Here is a 19,591-nt window from a genome sequence, read left to right as displayed (position 1 = left end):
GGGCCCTGATCACCGCATACGGTGATCAGGGCCCGCTGTTTCCCGGCCATCCGGCCATGAAGATCACGGAAAGGTCTCGTACGCGGTACTGACTCCGGCTCCTCCCTGTGGCTAACATCACGCCAGCGGTGGCGATGTTGCCACGGCGTTACGGAGGTGCGACGTGCTGCCAGTACGGGGACGAGACGGCCGAGACGTCAGGCCTGCCCGCATCCTGGGCACCCGCACCGCGTGGACACCCGTCGGCGACGGCGAGTTCTTCTGCCCGGGCTGCGGAGGCGACCGCAACTACCAGCGGCTCACCGGCCGCCGCCGCTTCACCCTGCTCGGCGTGCCCGTGCTGCCCCGCGGCACCACCGGGCCGGTCGTGGAGTGTGCCGCCTGCCGCCACCACTACGGCACCGACGTCCTCGACCACCCCACCACTTCCCGGTTCTCGGCGATGCTGCGCGACGCCGTGCACACCGTCGCGCTCGCCGTCCTCGCCGCCGGCGGCACCTGCTCCCGTACCTCCCTGGAGGCGGCGGCGGTCGCGGTGCGCGCGGCCGGGTTCGAGGACGCCACGGAGGACCGGCTGGGCGCCCTCGTCGACGCCCTCGCGGCCGACACCGGCCGGGTCTTCGAGCAGCCGGGCGGCGCGAGCCTCGCCATAGAGCTGCACGAGGCCCTCGACCCGCTCGCCCCCCACCTCGCGCCGGCGGGACGGGAGGCCCTGCTCCTTCAGGGCGCCCGGATCGCCCTCGCCGACGGCCCCTACACCCACCCCGAACGCGAGGTCCTCGGCACGGTCGGCGCGGCCCTGACCATCTGTGCCGACGACGTGACCCGGCTGCTGGCCGCCGCCCGCACCCCCTCCTGACCCGGGCGGGGAACCGACGGGCCACCGCGGGGCGAGCTGACGGGGTACCAAACCTTGTGACCCTTTTGGCTGTTGTGGGGTGCGATGCCGGTATACAGGGGAAAAATGAAAGGGTGACCCAAGAGTCTCCTGTGATCCGCGTCAGCCGCATCGTCCTGGCCGGCTCCCTGCTCCTCGGGGCGTTCACGGTCGAGCCCAGGGCCTGGGCGGCCACCTGCGAGTCCTCCGTGCCCTACGTCTCCGGTGAGGGCGGCTACGCCCAGTACCGCATCCCGGCCGTCGTCCGCACCGGGCACGGCACCCTGCTCGCCTTCGCGGAGGGCCGGCAGTCCACCACCGGCGACAGCGGTGACATCGATGTCGTCCTGAGGCGCTCCACCGACGGCGGCTGCACCTGGGACCCGCTCCGGGTGGTGGCCGACGGCAAGGGGAACACCCGCGGCAACCCCGCACCCGTGGTCGACCCGGCGAGCGGCGACGTGGTCCTGGTGACCTCCTACAACGACGGCTCGGTGAGCGAGGACCAGATCATGCGCGGCCGGGTCACCGAGGGGCAGAGCCGCCGGGTGTTCGTGCAGCGCAGCCGGGACGACGGCCGCCACTTCACCGCGCCGCACGAGGTCACCGCCCAGGTGAAACCGGCCGGCTGGCGCTGGTACGCGACCGGTCCCGGACACGCCGTCGCCATCGCCCGGGGACCGCACCGGGGCCGCCTGGTCGTCGCCGCCGACCACTCCGCCGCCCCGCGCGCCGGTTCCCCGGACAGCGGCCGGGAGTCCAAGTACTACGGCGGCCACGCCATCTACAGCGACGACCACGGCCGCAGCTGGCACCTGGGCTTCGTCGACGACTCCTACACCGGCCACGACAACGCCAACGAGACCACCGCCGCCGAACTCCCCGACGGCCGCCTCTACTTCAACGCCCGCGACCAGAACGGCTCCAGCCCAGGCAACCGGCTCGACGCCTGGTCCAGCGACGGGGCCGAGACCCTGGACGCCCGGTTCACCGTGCAGCCGACGCTCCGGCAGGTCCCCGTGGTCGAGGGCTCGGTCCTGCAACTGCCGGGCGCCGACGCCCCGTTGCTCTTCTCGGCGCCCTCGGTCCCGACGGCCCGCAAGGCCATGGCCCTGTGGACCAGCACGGACGAGGGCATCACCTTCGAGAGACTCACCACCCTCTCCGGCCTGAAGGCGGCCTATTCGGACCTGGTACAGGTGGCCAAGGGCACGGTGGGGGTGCTGTACGAGACGGGCACGAGAACGGCGTACGACACCATCGAGTTCCGCCGGCTCAAGAGCCCCGGGTAGCCCGTCCAGCCCCACGGCGGCCGAGGGCGTCATCCTCGAACGGACCGTCTGACGGCCGCCCCGGCCTCGTCGCCCGGCACGCGGGCCGCACCGTGACCGTCGCCGCGTTCGACCTCGCCGACGGCCGGGTCACCCGCATCCGGGCGGTCCGCAACCCCGACAGGCTCCGCCTCTGGAACCCCCGCACCGAGCTGATCCCGCCCGGACCGCCCCGCCCGCCGGGCAACCGAATCGGGGCGTCCGGTGGTCTGGAGGGCGAGGGGGTGGCCCGATGCAGGCCGAACTAGAGGCCCAGTTCCAGGAATTCGTCAGAGCGAGATGGACCCATCTGGTCCGGACCGCCTATCTGCTCACCGGAGATCCGCACCACGCGGAGGACCTCACGCAGACCGCGCTGGCGAAGGCGTACCGGTCGTGGCGCCGCGTCTCGCGGACCGACCGCCCGGAGGCCTACGTCCGCCGCATGCTGGTCAGCTGCAACAGCGACAGGTTCCGCAAGCGCCGGGTGACCGAGTCGCTGACCGCCGCGCCACCGGAGCGCGTGCTGTACGACGACGCCGTGTCCCGCGCCGACGAGCGCGGCGCCCTGCTCGCCGCGCTGGCCCAGCTTCCGCCCAAGCAGCGTGCGGTGGTGGTGCTGCGGTACTGGGAGGACCTGTCCGAGGCGGAGGTCGCCGACGTGCTCGGCTGCTCCCAGGGCACCGTGAAGAGCCAGGCGTCCAAGGGCCTGGCCAAGTTGCGTACGATTCCAGGGCTCGCGCAGGCCATGAGCCACGCGGCGCCCTCCCAGGGAGGCACCAGGTGAGCGAAGAGACGCGGGGCGGGGGCGCGGAGCCGGACTTCGAGGAGCGGCTCCGGGCGCTGCTGGCGGGGGACGCGGCGCAGGTGCGGCCGTCGCCGGTGCCGTACCCGGAGATCCGCAGGCGGGGCCTGGTGGAGCGGCGGCGCCGCATGGGCGTGACCGGGGCGGCGCTGGCGGCGCTGGCGGCGGTACCGGTCGGCGCGTACGCGCTGGGCGGCGGCTCCACCGTGACGAGCCCGGCCGGAGCCGGCCCCACCGCGCTCGCCAGCGCCCACCCGGCCCCGACCGGCGCGGCCACCCCGACGCCCTCGGCCACCCCGACGGCCCCGGGCCGCCCGGCGTCCGCGGCGCACCAGCTGCTGGACGGGATCACCTTCGAGCAGGCGGCCGCCGGACTCGGCAAGTGCCTCGACGACAACGAGGCGCACCGCACGCCCAAGGAACCGGCCTACACCGACCTCGGCAGGCCCGCCGACTACCGGATCATCCTGGCGATGCGCAGCACCGGTGACTCCAACACCCCCGGCGACGGCTACTTCGTGGTCGCGGTCCGCCAGAAGCCGGTGCCGGCCCGGCTCATCTGCACCGTCAAGGACGGCGCGGCCTCCGGCCTGAACACCAGCATCGGCGACCCCTTCGGGGACGCGAAGACGCCCGTGGTGCCGGACATCAACAGCGGCAAGCTGTACCAGCAGTCGGTCATCGACAAGGGCAACTGGAAACTGCCGTTCCGCTGGGGGATCATCGGCGGCCACCGCGCCTCGGTGACCCGGATGACCGTCTCCTACGGCGACGGCGCGGGCCAGGTGGTCCTCGACCACGGCTGGTTCGTCGCCACCGGCACCCTGCACCAGCAGGTCACCAGGGCCCCGCACCTCAAGGGCTACGACGCGACCGGCAAGCTCGTCTACGACTCCGACCAGGACGGCTCCTACGAGAAGACGCTGCCCTAGGTCCGGCGTCCGTTCAGGGGCGCCATTGGTCCCACCTCTGGTGTTTTACGCCATTCGCGCGCCTTGCCTTGACCGCCCCTGAACCCCCTCTTATGGTCGCGCTTACCCAGGACGTCCGACGTCTCCTTCCCCCCACGCCGGAGGCACCGTGCGCGATCAGGCGACCCATGCCCGCAGGACGTTCCTGAGACACGCGGGCGTCCTGGGCGCCGCCGCCTCGCTGACCTCCCTGCCCTCGCTGACGGCCTGCGGACCCGAGTCCACCGTCGACCTCGGCGGCGAGGGCTCCGACCGCACCCTGACCGCCGTGATCGGCTACGGCAACGACGGCAGCTGGGACCCCACGCAGACCGCGTCCGCGTTCGCGATGGCCGCCAACAACCACATCTACGAGGGCCTCGCCGACACCGACCCGATCACCCGTGCCCCCTACCCGGCGCTGGCGACCCGGCTGCCGGCCGACCCGGACGCCACCACCTGGCGGTTCACCCTGCGCCGGGGGGCCACCTTCCACGACGGGAAACCGGTCACCGCCGACGACGTCGTCTTCGTCTTCGACCGGATCCTCGACCCGGGCACCCCGACCCTCGTCCAGGGCTTCTTCGCGAGCTGGCTGAAGGAGGTCCGCAAGGTCGGCACCCGGACCGTCGACCTGGTGCTCCGCTTCCCCTTCCCGGACGGCGTCGCCCGGCTCACCCTCGCCAAGATCATGCCGAGGCACGTGTTCGCCCGGCCCGGTGCCTGGGACGACGCTATCAGGGGACTGGCGGTGGGCTCGGGACCGTACCGGCAGACCGGCCACCACCCGAAGTCGAACACCACCTTCGCCGCGTACGACCGCTACAACGGCCCCCGCAGGCCCGCCTTCCGGCGCATGAACTGGCTGACGATCGTCGACGCCGCCTCCCGCGTCGCCAGGATCTCCGGGGTGGACGCGGGCGCCCAGATCTCCGACAACATCCCCTACGCCAACATCCCCCGCCTCGAACAGGGCGGCCTCTCGGTCGGCGGCGGCGCCGGGATGAACAACCTGTTCCTGATGTTCAACACCCGCCACCCGCCCTTCGACGACGTCCGGGTCCGCCAGGCCCTGCACTACGCCATCGACAAGCGGGAGATCGTCGAGGTCGCCCTCAGGGGCCACGGAAGACCCGCCAGTTCGTTCCTCGACGAGGCCAACCCCGCCTACCGCAGGGCGAGGACGGTCTACGACCACGACCCGCAGAAGGCGAAGGCGCTCCTGCGGGCCGCCGGAGTCAGCGGGCTGCGCATCGACCTCCTCGCCGTCGACGTCAGCTGGACCGTCGACTGCCTGCCCACCATCAAGTCGTCCTGGGACGCGATCGGCGTCCCCACGACCCTGTCCCCGCAGGAGACCACGGCCGTGTTCACCAAGATGGACCAGAAACAGGACTACCAGGTCGTCGCCGCCGTCTCGAACCCCAACCAGTTCGGCCTCGACGCCGACCTGATCATGCACTACAACTACGGCCCCGGGAACCTCTGGACGGGCTACGCCCGCTGGGCCGACCACCCGGTCGCGAAGCGGCTCTTCGAGGACATGGACGCGGCCACCCGCGAACCGGACCCCGGGAAGAAGAAGGCGATGATCCAGGACTACCTCGACGTCGTCGCCGAACAGGCCGTCATCTACCCGGTCGTCCACAACGAACTGATCACCGCCTGGGACCCGCACCGGCTCACCGGGATAAGGGCCCAGCCCTACCCCGGCATCAACGTCCTCACCGCCAAGTGGGCCTGACGGCATGGACGCCGTCCTGCGCATCCTGCTGCGCCGCATCGCCCTGCTGGTGCCGCTGCTGCTCGGCATCGCCCTGTTCGTGTTCCTGGTGATGCGCTTCTCCGACGTCGACCCGGCGTCCGCGTTCTTCCAGGGCGCCAACCCCACCCCGCGGCAACTCCACGACTTCCGGGAGCGAAACGGCCTGCTCGACCCGCTCCCGCTGCGCTACGCCCACTTCGTCCGCGACCTGCTCCACGGCGACCTCGGCACCAGCGCCCTGACCCGCACCCCGGTCCTCGACCAGGTCCTCACCGCGCTCCCGCTCACCCTCCAGCTGACCTTCCTGGGCCTGTCCGTCGCCGTCGTCCTGGCCCTGGCCGGCGGGATCACCGCGGCCGTCTTCCGCGACCGCCTGCCGGACCAGGTCATCCGCGTGCTCTCCCTGATCGGCGTCGCCGCCCCCGCCTTCTGGCTGGCCCTGCTGATGATCCAGTACCTCGCCGTCGACCGCGGCTGGTTCCCGACCGGCGGCTACATCAACCCCGAGGACTCGGTCACCGGCTGGCTGCGGACCATGGCCCTGCCCGCCCTCGCGCTCTCCCTGCCGGTCGCCGCCCAGCTCACCCGGATCGTCCGCACCTCGGTCGTCGAGGAACTCGACAAGGACTACGTCCGCACCGCCGTCGGCAGCGGCCTGCCGCCCCATGTCGTCGTCGGCCGCAACGTGCTGCGCAACGCCCTGGTCAACCCGCTGACCGTGCTCGGGCTGCGGGTCGGCTACCTGCTCGGCGGCGCGGTCGTCATCGAGACCGTCTTCGCGCTGCCCGGCATGGGCAAGCTGCTCATCGACGCCGTCCAGAACGGCGACCCCGCCGTCGTCCAGGGCGTCGTCCTCACCACCGCCACCGGCTTCGTCGTCGTCAACCTCGTCATCGACCTCCTCTACCTCCTGGCCAACCCGCGCCTGAGGGAGGCGGCATGACGACGTTCACCCGCGCGGACCTCACCACCGCCCTCGCCCGCCCCGGCGTACGGCTGCGCAGGCTGCCGCGGCCGTCGAAGGCGGCCCTCGCCTTCCTCGCCGTGATCGTCCTGGTGGCCCTGTGCGCCCCCCTGCTCGCCCCCGACGACCCGCTGGCCCAGCAGGCCCCCGTCGACGGCACCGGCCACCCCTCCGCGGGCCACTGGATGGGCCAGGACAGCCTCGGCCGGGACATCCTCAGCCGGCTGATGTACGGCGCCCGCTGGTCCCTCGCCATCGGCCTCGGCGCGACCGGCCTGGCGCTGCTCGCCGGGGCGCTCCTCGGAGCCCTGGCCGCCACCTCCCGCAGGGCCGTCGACGAGACGCTGATGCGCTGCCTGGACGTGGTGATGGCCTTCCCCGGCATCGCCCTCGCCGCGGTCCTGGTCGCCGTCTTCGGCGGCGGCATCACCGTCCTGATCTGCGCGATCGCCTTCCTCTTCACCCCGCCGGTGGCCCGCGTCGTACGGGCGAACGTCCTCGACCAGTACGGCGAGGACTACGTCACCGCGGAACGCGTGATCGGCGCCCGCACCCCGCACATCGTCGTCCGCCACGTGGCGGTCAACTGCCTCGCCCCGATCCTCGTCTTCTGCACGGTCCAGGTCGCCGAGGCCATCGTCTTCGAGGCGTCCCTGTCCTTCGTGGGCGCGGGCGTGCGGCCCCCCGACCCGTCCTGGGGCAGCGTCATCGCGGACGGCAAGAACATGGTCCTGACCGGCGGCTGGTGGGCGACCCTCTTCCCCGGCCTGCTGATCCTCCTCACGGTCCTCTCCCTGAACCTGCTCTCCGAGGGAGTCTCCGACGCCTGGGCGTCCCCGCCCCCGAGACCGACGGAACCGACGGAGGCCGACCCGGTGGGGACCGTCGAGCGGGCCGAGGTCCTGGAACTGCCCGGCCTGACCGAGGCGGGGGAGCGGCTACGAGCACGGGCCCGACCCTTGCCCTCCCGGGAGGGCCCACCGGTCCTGTCCGTGCAGAACCTCACCATCGGCTTCCCCGACCGCCACCACGGCGTGCACGTCGTCGACGGCATCGCCTTCGAGGTGTACCCCGGCGAAGTCCTCGGCCTGGTAGGGGAGTCAGGCTGCGGAAAGTCCCTCACCGCTCTCACGATCATGGGCCTGCAACCGAAGACGGCCAGGGTGACGGGCCGGATCCTTTTCAACACCGCCGCTTGGAGCGCCCCGCCAGGGGCGCGGGGCCGTACTGAATATGCGGCTACCGCCGCGCGGGCGCGAGCAACCCCCACGCACCCGCGGTCGTCCGTCGACCTCACCACCCCCCACCCCCGCCTCCTCGGCCACGAGATCGCGATGATCTACCAGGACGCCCTGTCCTCCCTGAACCCCTCCATGACCGTCGACGCCCAGCTCAAGCAACTCACCCGGCGCGGCGGCCACCGCACCCCCACCGAACTCCTCACCCTCGTCGGCCTGGACCCCACCCGCACCCTCCACAGCCGCCCCCACGAACTCTCCGGCGGCCAGCGCCAGCGCGTCCTCATCGCCATGGCCCTCTCCCGCGACCCCCGCCTGATCATCGCCGACGAACCGACCACCGCCCTCGACGTCACCGTCCAGGCCCAGGTGATGGAACTCCTCCTGCGCCTGCGCGAGGAACTCGGCTTCGCGCTGATCCTGGTCTCCCACGACCTCGCCCTCGTCGCGGACGTCACCGACCGCGTGGTGGTGATGTACGGCGGACAGATCGTGGAGACCGGCGTCACGGCGGAACTCGTGGGTTCCCCGGCCCACCACTACACCCGCGGCCTGCTCGGCAGCGTCCTCTCCCTGGAGTCCGGCGCCGAACGGCTCACCCAGATCAGGGGCGCGGTCCCGGCGCCCGCCGACTTCCCGGCGGGCTGCCGTTTCAGCGACCGCTGCCCCGCGGCGGACGAGCGCTGCCGTACGACACCCCCGGCCCTCCTCGGCACCCCCGCCCACACCGCGGCCTGCCACCATCCGGCCGTCGACCTGGCGGGCACGGAGGTGGTGTCATGAGCGCGGTGGAGCTGTCCGGCGTCCACGTGGTGCACCGGGCCCGCGGCGGCGGCCTGTTCGGCCGGGACCGGGTGTACGCGCTGACCGGCGCCGATCTGCGCGTGGCGGCGGGCGAGACGGTCGGGGTGGTCGGCGAGTCGGGGTGCGGGAAGTCGACGCTGGCGAAGGTGCTGGTGGGCATCCAGCGGCCGACCGCCGGCACGGTCACCTTCCAGGGCCGCGACCTGTGGTCGATGTCCGCGGCCGAACGCCGGACCACCGTCGGCGCGGGCACCGGCCTGGTCCTCCAGGACCCCTCGACGGCCCTGAACCGCCGGCTGCCCGTCGGCCGTGTCCTGCGGGACCCGCTGGATGTGCACCAGCGTGGCACCAGGGCCGAACGGGAGGACCGGGTAAGGGAGTTGATGAGCCTGGTCGGGTTGCCGAGGGCCCTCGCCGAGGCGCTGCCCGGCCAGCTCTCCGGCGGTCAGCGCCAGCGCGTCGCGATCGCCCGCGCGCTCGCCCTCGACCCGCCGCTGGTGGTGGCGGACGAACCGACCAGCGCCCTGGACGTCTCGGTGCGCGCCCAGATCCTCAACCTCCTCCTCGACCTGCGCGAACGCCTCGGGCTCGCGCTGGTCCTCGTCTCCCACGACATCCAGACGGTACGGCGGATGAGCGACCGGGTGATCACCATGTACCTGGGCCGGATCGTCGAGGAGACCCCGGCCGCCGAGGTCGCCGCGGGCGCCCGCCACCCGTACACCCGGGCCCTGTTCTCGGCCGCCCCCGGCCTGCTCGACCCCGTCGACCCGGTCCCGCTCACCGGCCCGGTGCCCTCGGCGACCCGGCCGCCGTCCGGGTGCCCGTTCCGTACCCGCTGCGGGCGGGCGGACGACGAGTGTGCCGTCCGCATGCCTGACTTCGCGGCCGCGTCACGGCCCGGTCACCGCTATCGCTGTCATCACCCTGTCCATCCTGGGGAGGAGGACCAGCCGAGCCGCCGTCTGCCCAGGGAGCCCCGATGACCCTGCCCACCCCGCTCACCGGAGTCGTACCGCCCGTCTGCACGCCCCTGACCCCGGACCGCGAGGTGGACGTCCGCTCCCTGTGCGGGCTCGTCGACCATCTGACGGAGGCCGGCGTGGACGGCCTGTTCGTCCTCGGCTCGACCTCCGAGGCGGCGTACCTGACGGACCGGCAGCGCAGGCTGGTCACGGAGACGGTGGTCTCCCGGGTGGGTGGCCGGCTGCCGGTCCTGGCGGGCGTGATCGACATGACGACGCCCCGGGTCCTGGACCACGTGGCGTCCGCCACCTCCGCCGGTGCGGACGGGATCGTGGTCACCGCCCCCTTCTACACCCGCACCCACCCCGCCGAGATCGCCCGCCACTTCCGCCTGGTCGCCGACCGCTCGCCCGTCCCCGTGATCGCCTACGACATCCCGTCCGCCGTCCACACCAAGCTCCCCGCCGGTCTGGTCCTCGAACTGGCCGCCGAGGGGGTGCTGGCCGGTCTGAAGGACTCCAGCGGTGACCTGGCGGGCCTGCGCGAGGTCGTCGTCGGCAGCCGCGGCCTGCCCGGTTTCGGCGCGTTGACGGGCTCCGAGCTGACCGTCGACTCGGCGCTCGCGCTGGGCGCCGACGGGGTGGTCCCGGGGCTCGCCAACGTCGACCCGGACGGGTACGTCCGGCTGTACCGCCTCTGCCGGGCGGGTGACGGGGAGCGGGCCCGGGCGGAGCAGGAGCGGCTGTGCGGCCTCTACCGGATGACCGGCGTCGGCGACCCGGGCCGGATGGGCGGGAGCTCGGCCGCGCTGGGGGCGTTCAAGGCGGCGCTGCATCTGCGCGGGGTGATCGACTGCCCGGTCACGGCCGAACCCCAGGTGCCGCTGTCGGAGACGGAGACGGAGTGCGTGGCGAAGTTCCTCGCGGGAGCGGGGCTGCTGTAGGCGCCCGGGACCCGGTCGCGGGGACAGACTCCGGCCGAGTCTAGGCACGCAGCGCCACCTCAGTGATGCGAAGCGTGAAATCGGCAGGGGCGGGGGAGCCAGGTGAGGTGAACGCGAAGAACCTCCCGGTCGGCTCCTGCGCCGTCGACACCCGTACCGGACGGCTGGGCATCGTCATGGGTCACGAGGGTCCCTACGTGCAGTTGAGGCCGTACGGGGGAGGACGTGAGTGGGACGCCCACCCGGACGCCGTGCGCGTCGCCACCCAGGCCGAACGGCTCAGCGCGGCCACCGCCCACGCCAACGCCCGCAGCCGCGGGGAAGTCCCTTGAAGGTTCCGGCCGGGCCCGGCGCACCGCCGCGGCAGGGCAGAATGGGCCCATGAGCCTGTTCCGCGACGACGGCATCGTGCTGCGCACCCAGAAGCTGGGTGAGGCGGACCGGATCATCACGCTGCTCACCCGCGGTCACGGCCGGGTGCGGGCCGTCGCTCGGGGGGTACGGCGGACCAAGTCCAAGTTCGGGGCCCGGCTGGAGCCGTTCTCCCATGTCGACGTGCAGTTCTTCGCCCGGGGGAGCGAGCTGGTCGGCCGCGGGCTGCCGTTGTGCACGCAGAGCGAGACCATCGCGCCGTACGGCGGCGGGATCGTCGCCGACTACGCGCGGTACACCGCCGGGACGGCCATGCTGGAGACCGCCGAGCGGTTCACCGACCACGAGGGCGAGCCGGCCGTGCAGCAGTACCTGCTGCTGGTGGGGGCGCTCAGGACCCTCGCCCGCGGCGAGCACGCGCCCCACCTGGTCCTCGACGCCTTCCTGCTGCGCTCCCTCGCCGTCAACGGCTACGCCCCCAGCTTCGAGGCCTGCGCCAAGTGCGGTATGCCCGGCCCCAACCGGTTCTTCTCGGTCGCCTCCGGCGGCAGCGTCTGCGTGGACTGCCGGGTGCCCGGCAGCGTCGTACCCTCGCCGGGGACCCTGGTACTCCTCGGGGCGCTGCTTACGGGAGACTGGGAGGCGGCGGACGCGGCCGAGCCGCGTCACGTCCGGGAGGGCAGCGGCCTCGTGTCCGCGTATCTGCACTGGCATCTGGAGCGGGGGCTGCGCTCGCTCAGGTATGTAGAGAAAAGCTAGGCGGCGAAAAGCCAGAGGGAGACGAGAAGCACATGGTCGTACGCGGGATCCTGGGACGCCGGCGCCGCGAGTACAGCGCGCCGGAGCCGCACCCCTCCGGTGCCCGCCCGCCCAAGCTCCCGGGCGAGCTGGTCCCGGGCCATGTGGCCATCGTCATGGACGGCAACGGCCGCTGGGCGAAGGAGCGCGGACTGCCGCGCACCGAGGGCCACAAGGTCGGCGCGGAGCAGGTGCTGGACGTGCTGCAGGGCGCGATCGAGATCGGCGTCCGCAACATCTCGCTGTACGCCTTCTCCACCGAGAACTGGAAGCGTTCGCCCGACGAGGTCCGCTTCCTGATGAACTTCAACCGCGACTTCATCCGCAAGTCCCGTGACCAGCTCGACGGACTGGGCGTCCGGGTGCGCTGGGCGGGCCGGATGCCCCGGCTGTGGAAGTCGGTCGCCAAGGAGCTCGAGGTCGCCCAGGAGCAGACCAAGGACAACGACCTGCTCACCCTGTACTTCTGCATGAACTACGGCGGACGTGCCGAGATCACCGACGCGGTGCAGTCGATCGCCGAGGAGGTGAGGGCGGGCCGCCTCGACCCGGCGAAGATCACCGAGAAGACCCTGCAGAAGCACATGTACTACGGGGACATGCCGGACGTGGACATGTTCCTGCGGCCCAGCGGCGAACAGCGCACCTCCAACTACCTGATCTGGCAGAGCGCCTACGCCGAGATGGTCTTCCAGGACGTCCTGTGGCCCGACTTCGACCGCCGCGACCTGTGGCGGGCGTGCGTCGAGTACGCCTCGCGCGACCGGCGGTTCGGCGGGGCGATCCCCAACGAGGAGCTGCTGGCCATGGAGGGTGACCAGGACAGTGACTGACGGCCCGCGGGGTCCTTCGACCGGAGCCGACCCGTGCCGGTACGATCCCGCCTCATGGTCATGGACATGGGGCGGGACGCCGGGCAGGGCGTGGTGGAGCTGGCCTACCGGCACGTCGTGGGGGACTTCCAGGGGGCGCTGCGGGAACGCGAACGGTTGCGGCCGCGGAGATGGCTACGGCGCTCGGTCGTCCCTCTGATCGCGTTCGCCTTCGTACTGAACGCCTCGCTCTCGGCGGCGGGGCGCGAGAAGCCCAACTGGATCCTGCTGATCCTCGTGCCCCTGACCGCGGCCCTGCTGTTCCTCACCCCCCGGCTCCAGGCCCGCGCCTTCCTCAAGCTCGCCGCCCGCAGCGGCGCGTTCCGCGCGACCGTGTCGGACGCGGGCCTGACGGTGGCCAACGACAACAGCACGACGTCGGTCAACTGGTCCGCACAGCCCCGCTACCGGGAGACCGAGGACGCCTTCATCACCTACAGCGACGACAAGAACGCCGCCAGCTTCACCGTGCTGCCCAAACGGGGCCTCGCGGACCCCGGCGACACCGACCGGCTGCGCGCGATCCTCGACCGGCACCTCGCGCGCGCCTAGCTCAGCAGCGCTCCGCGCAGTCCGCGCAGGTGCCGAAGATCTCCACGGTGTGGGCCACGTTGACGTACCCGTGCTCCGCGGCGACCGCCTCCGCCCACTTCTCGACGGCCGGCCCCTCCACCTCCACCGCCTTGCCGCAGGCTCTGCACACGAGGTGGTGGTGGTGCTCGCCGGTGGAGCAGCGCCGGTACACCGACTCCCCCTCGGACGTGCGCAGCACATCCACCTCACCGGCGTCGGCGAGGGACTGCAGCGTGCGGTACACCGTGGTGAGGCCCACCGAGTCACCCTTGTGCTTGAGCATGTCGTGCAGTTCCTGCGCGCTGCGGAACTCCTCGACCTCGTTCAGGGCCGCCGCCACGGCTGCCCGCTGACGGGTCGAGCGGCCCTTCACGGGCTGTCCAGCGGTCGTCACCGGTTGCCTCCTCGCCTCTTCGCCTCTGCCGGGCCATTGTGCCAGCCCGGGCCGAGGCCGTTCAGACGCCGACCTCGTCGGCGGCTCCCCGTCCGGCCGGGATCGCGCACTCCGCCGGGTCCCCGGCGGGGCATCGCTCGGCGGCCGCGCGGGCGCGTCGGCGGGCCAGCGGAGCGGCCAGCACGCTCAGTGCGAAGAACGCGGCGATGGTCAGCAGCACGATCGTCGCGCCCGGCGGGACGTACTGGTAGTACGAGGTGATCGTGCCCCCGATCGACACCGTCACACCGATCGCCACGGCGATCGCGAAGGTGGCCGCGAAGCTGCGGCTCAACTGCTGGGCCGCGGCCACCGGTACGACCATCAGCGCCGACACCAGCAGCAGCCCCACCACCCGCATCGCGACCGTCACGGTCACCGCCGCGGTGACCGCTGTCAGCAGGTTCAGCGCCCGTACCGGCAGGCCCGTGACCCGCGCGAACTCCTCGTCCTGGCTGACCGCGAACAGCTGCCTGCGCAGGCCGAGGGTGACCACCAGGACGAACGCGGCCAGCAGGCAGATCGCGGTCACGTCGGACTGCGACACCGTGGACAGCGAGCCGAAGAGGTACGACATCAGGTTGGCGTTGGAGCCGCCCGGCGCGAGGTTGATCAGCATGACGCCGCCCGCCATGCCGCCGTAGAAGAGCATCGCGAGGGCGATGTCGCCGCGCGTGCGGCCGTACCAGCGGATCAGTTCCATCAGGATCGCGCCGAGGACGGAGACGGCCGTGGCCATCCACACGGGGGAGGTGGAGAGCAGGAAGCCGAGGCCGACGCCGGTCATCGCGACGTGGCCGATGCCGTCGCCCATCAGGGCCTGGCGGCGCTGGACGAGGTAGATGCCGACGGCGGGGGCGGTGATGCCGACCAGGACGGCGGCGAGCAGGGCCCGCTGCATGAAGGCGTAGTCAAGGAAGTCCATCAGCTCAGCAGTCCTGTGCGCAGGGGTGTGTGCTCGTCGTGGGGGTGGACGTGGTCGTGGCCGGGCAGGGCGTGCTGGCCGACCGCGCGCGGCGGCGGCCCGTCGTGCAGGACGCAGCCGTCGCGGAGCACGACCGCGCGGTCGATCAGCGGTTCCAGCGGGCCCAGTTCGTGCAGGACGAGGAGGACCGTGGCGCCCTGCTCGACCTGTTCGCGCAGGGTCCGCGCGAGGATCTCCTGGCTGGCCAGGTCGACGCCCGCCATCGGCTCGTCCATGATCAGCAGTTCGGGGCGGGCGACCAGCGCGCGGGCGATCAGCACCCGCTGGTGCTGGCCGCCGGAGAGCGCCTCGACGTTGTCCTTGGCCCGGTCCGCCATCCCGACCAGGCCGAGGGCGTCCCGTACGGCCTCGTGGTCGGCCTTGCGGAAGAGGCCGAAACGGGTGCGGGAGAGCCGGCCGGCGGAGACCACCTCGGTGACGGTGGCGGGGACGCCGCCCGCCGCGGTGGTGCGCTGCGGGACGTACCCGACCCGCGACCACTGGCGGAAGGTGCGGCGGGGGGTGCCGAAGAGTTCGATCTCGCCGCCGCTCACCGGCACCTGGCCGATGACGGTGCGGATCGCCGTCGACTTGCCGGAGCCGTTCGCGCCGAGCAGCGCGACCACCTCGCCGCGGTGCACGGTGAGGTCGATGCCGCGCAGCACGGGGCGTGAGCCCAGCTCGGCGGTCACCCCGCGCAGGGATATGACGGGCTCGCCGGTCATCTCGTCGTCTCCTGTCACTTGGCGCCCAGCGCCTGCTGGAGCGCTGTGAGGTTGGCTTCCTGGACGGCGAAGTAGTCCTTGCCGCGGGACTTGCCGGTGATGCCCTCGATCGGGTCGAGGACATCGGTCCTCAGGCCGGCGTCGGAGGCGATGGTCTTCGCGGTCTTGTCGCTGACGAGCGTCTCGTAGAACACGGTGGTGACGCCGTCGGCCCGGGCCATGGTCTCCAGGTCCCTGACCCGGGCCGCGCTCGGCTCGGACTCGGGGTCGAGGCCGTTGACGGCCTCCTCGGTCAGGCCGTAGCGCTCGGCGAGGTAGCCGAAGGCCGCGTGGGTGGTGACGAAGACCTTGGACTTCGTGTGCGCGAGGCCGTTCTTGAACCGGGTGTTCAGGTCGTCCAGCTGCTTGACCAGGGCCGCGGTGTTCTTCCGGTAGTCGGCCGCGTGGTCCGGGTCGGCCTTCTCGAAGGCCTTGCCGACGCCTTCGGCGACCTGGGCGTAGCGCACCGGGTCCAGCCAGATGTGCGGGTCGAGGCCGGCCGGTTCCTCGTTCTTCGAGGTGTCGTGGGAGGCCGCGTGTCCGCCGACCTCGTTGCCGTGCTTCTCCAGGGTGGTCAGGGAGGCGGCGTCGATCTTGGTCTGCACGGACGACTGGGCGACGGCGCTGTCGACGGAGGGCTGGAGGTTCCTGAGGTAGAGGACCGCGTCGGACTTCTCGATCCCGACGATCTGCTTGGGGCTGATCTCCAGGTCGTGGGGTTCCTGGCCGGGCGTGGTGAGGCTGGTGACGTGGACGTGGCCGCCGCCTATCCGGTCGGCGAGGAAGGCCATCGGGTAGAACGACGCGACGACGTCGAACTTGCCGGTCCGGGCCGCCGTGGCGTCGCCGCCGCAGGCCGTGAGGGTCGCTATGCCGAGTGCGGTGACGGTGGTCGCGGCGGCCGCGGGTATGAGGCGGCGTCGTACGTTCATGAGAGTCATTTTCAACAAACATGGAAACCGTTGTCAACAAGCTCCGGTGAGAGGCCGGTAAGGGGATCCGATTTGGTTGAGGGGGAGCCCCCGCCGGTACGCTGAAGCATTCGCTGTGAAGCGTCTCGCTTCGTCGCCCGTCGTCGTAATGAAGAGAGCACCGTGGCCGCCGACAAGATCGACACCATCGTCAGCCTGAGCAAGCGCCGAGGCTTCGTATTCCCGTGCAGTGAGATCTACGGCGGTCAGCGTGCCGCCTGGGACTACGGGCCGCTGGGTGTCGAGCTCAAGGAGAACCTGAAGCGCCAGTGGTGGCGCTACATGGTGACGTCGCGCGAGGACGTGGTCGGCATTGACTCGTCCGTCATCCTGGCCCCCGAGGTCTGGGTCGCCTCCGGTCACGTCGCCACCTTCACGGACCCGCTGACCGAGTGCACCGCGTGCCACAAGCGGTTCCGCGCGGACCACCTGGAGGAGGCCTACGAGGCCAAGCACGGCCGCCTGCCGGAGAACGGCCTGGCGGACGTGAACTGCCCGAACTGCGGCAACAAGGGCCAGTTCACCGAGCCCAAGCAGTTCTCGGGGCTGCTCTCCACCCACCTCGGCCCGACCCAGGACAGCGGCTCCGTCGCCTACCTGCGTCCGGAGACCGCGCAGGGCATCTTCACCAACTTCGCCCAGGTGCAGACCACTTCGCGCCGCAAGCCGCCGTTCGGCATCGCGCAGATGGGCAAGTCCTTCCGCAACGAGATCACGCCCGGCAACTTCATCTTCCGCACCCGCGAGTTCGAGCAGATGGAGATGGAGTTCTTCGTCAAGCCGGGCGAGGACGAGAAGTGGCAGGAGTACTGGATGGAGCAGCGCTGGAACTGGTACACCGGCCTGGGCCTGCGCGAGGAGAACATGCGGTGGTACGAGCACCCGAAGGAGAAGCTCTCCCACTACTCCAAGCGCACCGCTGACATCGAGTACCGCTTCCAGTTCGGCGGCAACGAGTGGGGCGAGCTGGAGGGTGTCGCCAACCGCACCGACTACGACCTCGGCGCCCACTCCAAGGCCTCCGGCCAGGACCTCTCCTACTTCGACCAGGAGGCCGGCGAGCGCTGGACGCCGTACGTCATCGAGCCGGCGGCCGGTGTCGGCCGCGCGATGCTGGCGTTCCTGCTCGACGCGTACGTCGAGGACGAGGCGCCGAACGCCAAGGGCAAGCTGGAGAAGCGCACGGTGCTGCGCCTGGACCACCGCCTCGCCCCGGTGAAGGTCGCCGTCCTCCCGCTGTCCCGCAACCCGGAGCTCTCGCCCAAGGCCAAGGGTCTCGCCCAGGCGCTGCGGCAGAACTGGAACATCGAGTTCGACGACGCGGGCGCCATCGGCCGCCGCTACCGCCGCCAGGACGAGATCGGCACGCCGTACTGCGTCACCGTCGACTTCGACACGCTCGAGGACAACGCGGTGACCGTGCGCGAGCGCGACACGATGAAGCAGGAGCGGGTGTCCCTGGACCAGATCGAGGGCTACCTCGCGGGTCGCCTCGTCGGCTGCTAGGCACCTGGCCCGGTCGTCCGGCCGGCCGTGCGGTTCCCCGCACCCCTCTGGGGGTGCGGGGAACCGCTTTTTTACGGGCTCGGCGATCCCGTGGCGGCCCTATGGACTGACAGATATTGAAATCTGTCAGCTGTCATGCCAGGATGGGGGAATGACGACGACGCACACCCGCACCCTCGGAACCACCGGCCCGCAGGTCTCCGCCCTCGGTCTCGGCTGCATGGGCATGTCCGCGCTGTACGGCGAGGCCGACCGGGCCGAGTCGATCGCGACCGTCCACGCCGCCCTCGAAGCCGGCGTGACCCTGCTCGACACCGGCGACTTCTACGCCATGGGCCACAACGAGATGCTCATCGGCGAGGCGCTGCGCACCGCCCCCGCCGCCCGTCGCGAACAGGCCCTGCTCAGCGTGAAGTTCGGCGCGCTGCGCGGCCCGGAGGGCAGCTGGCTCGGATACGACGGCCGCCCGGCCGCGGTCAAGAACTTCGCCGCCTACTCCCTCCAGCGCCTCGGCGTCGACCACATCGACGTCTACCGGATCGCCCGCGTCGACCCGGACGTTCCCATCGAGGAGACCGTCGGCGCGATCAGCGAACTGGTCGACGCCGGGTACGTCCGGCACATCGGCCTCAGCGAGGTCGGCGCCGAGAACATCCGGCGGGCCGCCGCCACCGCCCCCATCTCCGACCTCCAGGTCGAGTACGCGATCATCACCCGGGACATCGAGCGGGAGATCCTGCCGACCACCCGGGAACTGGGCATCGGCATCACCGCGTACGGTGTGCTCTCCCGAGGCCTGATCTCCGGCCACTACACCCCGGACCGGCAGCTCGGCGCCGGTGACTTCCGGGCCCACTCGCCCCGCTTCCAGGGCGACAACCTCCGGCACAACCTCGGCCTGGTCGAGGCGCTGCGCAAGATCGCCGACGAGAAGGGCGTGACCGTGGCCCAGATCGCCATCGCCTGGGTGCTCTCCCGGGGCGCCGGGCACGGCGACGACATCGTGCCGCTCGTCGGCGCCCGCACCCGCGAGCGGCTCTCCGAGTCGCTGGGCGCGCTGGACGTCATCCTGGACGCGGCCGACCTGGCGGCGATCGAGGAAGCCGTACCGGCCGGCGCGGCGGCCGGCACCCGCTACCCGGCCGCGCAGATGAGCCATCTCGGCACCGAGCACTGACCGCGGCGCCGGGTACCGTCTAGGTCATGGCAGCCACGTCCCCGCCCCCGGTCCTCACCGCCGAACGCATCCTCGAGGCGACCGAGGAGGTGCTGCGCCGCCACGGCCCGGCCAAGGCCACCGTGGTCGACGTGGCCCGCGCGCTCGGCGTCAGCCACGGCAGTGTCTACCGGCACTTCCGGACCAAGGCGGCGCTGCGTGCGGCGGTGACCAAGCGGTGGCTGGACCGTACCTCGGCGGCGTTGTCCGGCATCGTGGCCGAGGACCGGGCCCCCGAGGACCGGCTGCGCGGCTGGCTGCGGGCGCTGTTCGAGGCCAAGCGGCGCAAGGCGTGCGACGACCCCGAGCTGTTCGCCACCTACATGGTGCTGGTCGAGGAGAGCGGCCCGGCGGTCGCCGAGCACATCGCCGACCTGACCGGCCAGCTGACCCGGATCATCGCGGACGGGGCCGGGTCGGGCACCTTCACGGTGTCCGACCCGGCCGCCGCGGCCCGCGCGGTCTTCCAGGCCACCGGCCGCTTCCACGACCCGGGCTAC

General features: G+C 71.9%; 20 protein-coding genes and 1 pseudogene. 17 read left to right on the top strand and 4 right to left on the bottom strand.

Annotated elements, in window-relative coordinates:
- Positions 1 to 163 precede the first annotated feature (163 nt).
- From ABZ646_RS18740 to ABZ646_RS18675, 14 genes and pseudogenes are all read left to right on the top strand, one after another.
- A complete protein-coding gene (locus ABZ646_RS18740; protein WP_360519846.1) occupies positions 164 to 859 on the top strand; it encodes a TerB family tellurite resistance protein in 696 nt (231 codons plus the stop codon).
- A gap of 155 nt (positions 860 to 1,014) precedes the next feature.
- Complete coding sequence (locus ABZ646_RS18735; RefSeq protein WP_360519848.1) at positions 1,015 to 2,169, top strand: sialidase family protein; 1,155 nt, start codon at positions 1,015 to 1,017, stop codon at positions 2,167 to 2,169.
- A gap of 44 nt (positions 2,170 to 2,213) precedes the next feature.
- Positions 2,214 to 2,456 (top strand): annotated as a pseudogene (locus ABZ646_RS18730) (hypothetical protein); the annotation flags it as partial.
- Complete coding sequence (locus ABZ646_RS18725) at positions 2,441 to 2,974, top strand: SigE family RNA polymerase sigma factor (RefSeq protein ID WP_360519844.1); 534 nt, start codon at positions 2,441 to 2,443, stop codon at positions 2,972 to 2,974. The pseudogene ABZ646_RS18730 and the gene ABZ646_RS18725, both read left to right, overlap by 16 nt.
- Positions 2,971 to 3,924 carry a hypothetical protein gene (locus ABZ646_RS18720; protein WP_360519842.1) on the top strand — a complete coding sequence of 318 codons (954 nt, stop codon included), beginning with the start codon at positions 2,971 to 2,973 and terminating at the stop codon, positions 3,922 to 3,924. Before ABZ646_RS18725 ends, ABZ646_RS18720 begins: the two co-directional genes overlap by 4 nt.
- Positions 3,925 to 4,072: 148 nt before the next feature.
- Positions 4,073 to 5,686 (top strand): ABC transporter substrate-binding protein, encoded by a 1,614-nt coding sequence (locus ABZ646_RS18715; protein WP_360519840.1) that lies wholly within the window; start codon positions 4,073 to 4,075, stop codon positions 5,684 to 5,686.
- Between the two features lie 4 nt (positions 5,687 to 5,690).
- Positions 5,691 to 6,650: an ABC transporter permease gene (locus ABZ646_RS18710; RefSeq protein WP_360519838.1), complete on the top strand. Its 960-nt coding sequence runs from the start codon at positions 5,691 to 5,693 to the stop codon at positions 6,648 to 6,650.
- Positions 6,647 to 8,692: a dipeptide/oligopeptide/nickel ABC transporter permease/ATP-binding protein gene (locus tag ABZ646_RS18705; protein ID WP_360519836.1), complete on the top strand. Its 2,046-nt coding sequence runs from the start codon at positions 6,647 to 6,649 to the stop codon at positions 8,690 to 8,692. The genes ABZ646_RS18710 and ABZ646_RS18705 overlap by 4 nt, the downstream gene beginning before the upstream one ends.
- Entirely contained in the window at positions 8,689 to 9,699 is a 1,011-nt protein-coding gene (locus ABZ646_RS18700) for an ABC transporter ATP-binding protein (protein ID WP_360519834.1), read from the top strand. Before ABZ646_RS18705 ends, ABZ646_RS18700 begins: the two co-directional genes overlap by 4 nt.
- Positions 9,696 to 10,622, top strand: a complete 927-nt coding sequence (locus ABZ646_RS18695) for a dihydrodipicolinate synthase family protein (RefSeq protein ID WP_360519832.1) — start codon at positions 9,696 to 9,698, stop codon at positions 10,620 to 10,622. The genes ABZ646_RS18700 and ABZ646_RS18695 overlap by 4 nt, the downstream gene beginning before the upstream one ends.
- Before the next feature lie 107 nt (positions 10,623 to 10,729).
- Positions 10,730 to 10,954 carry a hypothetical protein gene (locus ABZ646_RS18690; RefSeq protein WP_360519850.1) on the top strand — a complete coding sequence of 75 codons (225 nt, stop codon included), beginning with the start codon at positions 10,730 to 10,732 and terminating at the stop codon, positions 10,952 to 10,954.
- A gap of 49 nt (positions 10,955 to 11,003) precedes the next feature.
- Positions 11,004 to 11,753, top strand: a complete 750-nt coding sequence (recO, locus tag ABZ646_RS18685) for a DNA repair protein RecO (RefSeq protein WP_360519830.1) — start codon at positions 11,004 to 11,006, stop codon at positions 11,751 to 11,753.
- A gap of 32 nt (positions 11,754 to 11,785) precedes the next feature.
- Complete coding sequence (locus ABZ646_RS18680; protein ID WP_360519828.1) at positions 11,786 to 12,625, top strand: isoprenyl transferase; 840 nt, start codon at positions 11,786 to 11,788, stop codon at positions 12,623 to 12,625.
- A 33-nt stretch (positions 12,626 to 12,658) separates the two neighbouring features.
- Positions 12,659 to 13,216, top strand: coding sequence for a YcxB family protein (locus ABZ646_RS18675; RefSeq protein ID WP_360519826.1), 558 nt, complete (start codon positions 12,659 to 12,661; stop codon positions 13,214 to 13,216).
- Between the two features lies 1 nt (position 13,217).
- Here ABZ646_RS18675 and ABZ646_RS18670 read toward each other — a convergent pair whose 3' ends face one another.
- The 4 genes from ABZ646_RS18670 to ABZ646_RS18655 form a co-directional block, all read right to left on the bottom strand.
- The gene (locus ABZ646_RS18670; protein ID WP_360519824.1) at positions 13,218 to 13,631 is read right to left on the bottom strand and encodes a transcriptional repressor; all 414 of its coding nucleotides are present in this window, start codon (positions 13,629 to 13,631) and stop codon (positions 13,218 to 13,220) included.
- Between the two features lie 61 nt (positions 13,632 to 13,692).
- Positions 13,693 to 14,595: a metal ABC transporter permease gene (locus tag ABZ646_RS18665; RefSeq protein ID WP_360519822.1), complete on the bottom strand. Its 903-nt coding sequence runs from the start codon at positions 14,593 to 14,595 to the stop codon at positions 13,693 to 13,695.
- Positions 14,595 to 15,359: a metal ABC transporter ATP-binding protein gene (locus ABZ646_RS18660; protein WP_360519820.1), complete on the bottom strand. Its 765-nt coding sequence runs from the start codon at positions 15,357 to 15,359 to the stop codon at positions 14,595 to 14,597. Before ABZ646_RS18660 ends, ABZ646_RS18665 begins: the two co-directional genes overlap by 1 nt.
- A gap of 14 nt (positions 15,360 to 15,373) precedes the next feature.
- Complete coding sequence (locus tag ABZ646_RS18655; RefSeq protein WP_360519818.1) at positions 15,374 to 16,330, bottom strand: metal ABC transporter substrate-binding protein; 957 nt, start codon at positions 16,328 to 16,330, stop codon at positions 15,374 to 15,376.
- Positions 16,331 to 16,492: 162 nt separating this feature from the next.
- Here ABZ646_RS18655 and ABZ646_RS18650 point away from each other — a divergent pair, with 162 nt between their 5' ends.
- The 3 genes from ABZ646_RS18650 to ABZ646_RS18640 all read left to right on the top strand — a co-directional run.
- Positions 16,493 to 17,875, top strand: coding sequence for a glycine--tRNA ligase (locus ABZ646_RS18650; protein WP_046729864.1), 1,383 nt, complete (start codon positions 16,493 to 16,495; stop codon positions 17,873 to 17,875).
- 151 nt (positions 17,876 to 18,026) lie between these two features.
- Positions 18,027 to 19,052, top strand: a complete 1,026-nt coding sequence (locus ABZ646_RS18645; RefSeq protein WP_360519815.1) for an aldo/keto reductase — start codon at positions 18,027 to 18,029, stop codon at positions 19,050 to 19,052.
- Between the two features lie 26 nt (positions 19,053 to 19,078).
- A partial coding sequence (locus tag ABZ646_RS18640) for a TetR/AcrR family transcriptional regulator (protein ID WP_360519813.1) occupies positions 19,079 to 19,591 on the top strand: 513 nt, incomplete at its 3' end.

Origin of the sequence: Streptomyces sp. NPDC007162, assembly GCF_040634175.1 — a bacterium.
In the GTDB taxonomy this organism is placed as follows: domain Bacteria; phylum Actinomycetota; class Actinomycetes; order Streptomycetales; family Streptomycetaceae; genus Streptomyces.
This window is presented reverse-complemented; position numbering and strand designations above follow the sequence as displayed.

What these genes read in the sequence shown, in the direction of transcription:
- ABZ646_RS18725 (WP_360519844.1), top strand. Translation starts at nt 2,441, where the DNA reads ATGCAGGCCGAACTAGAGGCCCAGTTCCAGGAATTCGTCAGAGCGAGA.
- ABZ646_RS18710 (WP_360519838.1), top strand. Translation starts at nt 5,691, where the DNA reads ATGGACGCCGTCCTGCGCATCCTGCTGCGCCGCATCGCCCTGCTGGTG.
- ABZ646_RS18705 (WP_360519836.1), top strand. Translation starts at nt 6,647, where the DNA reads ATGACGACGTTCACCCGCGCGGACCTCACCACCGCCCTCGCCCGCCCC.
- ABZ646_RS18700 (WP_360519834.1), top strand. Translation starts at nt 8,689, where the DNA reads ATGAGCGCGGTGGAGCTGTCCGGCGTCCACGTGGTGCACCGGGCCCGC.
- ABZ646_RS18695 (WP_360519832.1), top strand. Translation starts at nt 9,696, where the DNA reads ATGACCCTGCCCACCCCGCTCACCGGAGTCGTACCGCCCGTCTGCACG.
- recO (WP_360519830.1), top strand. Translation starts at nt 11,004, where the DNA reads ATGAGCCTGTTCCGCGACGACGGCATCGTGCTGCGCACCCAGAAGCTG.
- ABZ646_RS18680 (WP_360519828.1), top strand. Translation starts at nt 11,786, where the DNA reads ATGGTCGTACGCGGGATCCTGGGACGCCGGCGCCGCGAGTACAGCGCG.
- ABZ646_RS18665 (WP_360519822.1), bottom strand. Translation starts at nt 14,595, where the DNA reads ATGGACTTCCTTGACTACGCCTTCATGCAGCGGGCCCTGCTCGCCGCC.
- ABZ646_RS18660 (WP_360519820.1), bottom strand. Translation starts at nt 15,359, where the DNA reads ATGACCGGCGAGCCCGTCATATCCCTGCGCGGGGTGACCGCCGAGCTG.
- ABZ646_RS18655 (WP_360519818.1), bottom strand. Translation starts at nt 16,330, where the DNA reads ATGAACGTACGACGCCGCCTCATACCCGCGGCCGCCGCGACCACCGTC.
- ABZ646_RS18645 (WP_360519815.1), top strand. Translation starts at nt 18,027, where the DNA reads ATGACGACGACGCACACCCGCACCCTCGGAACCACCGGCCCGCAGGTC.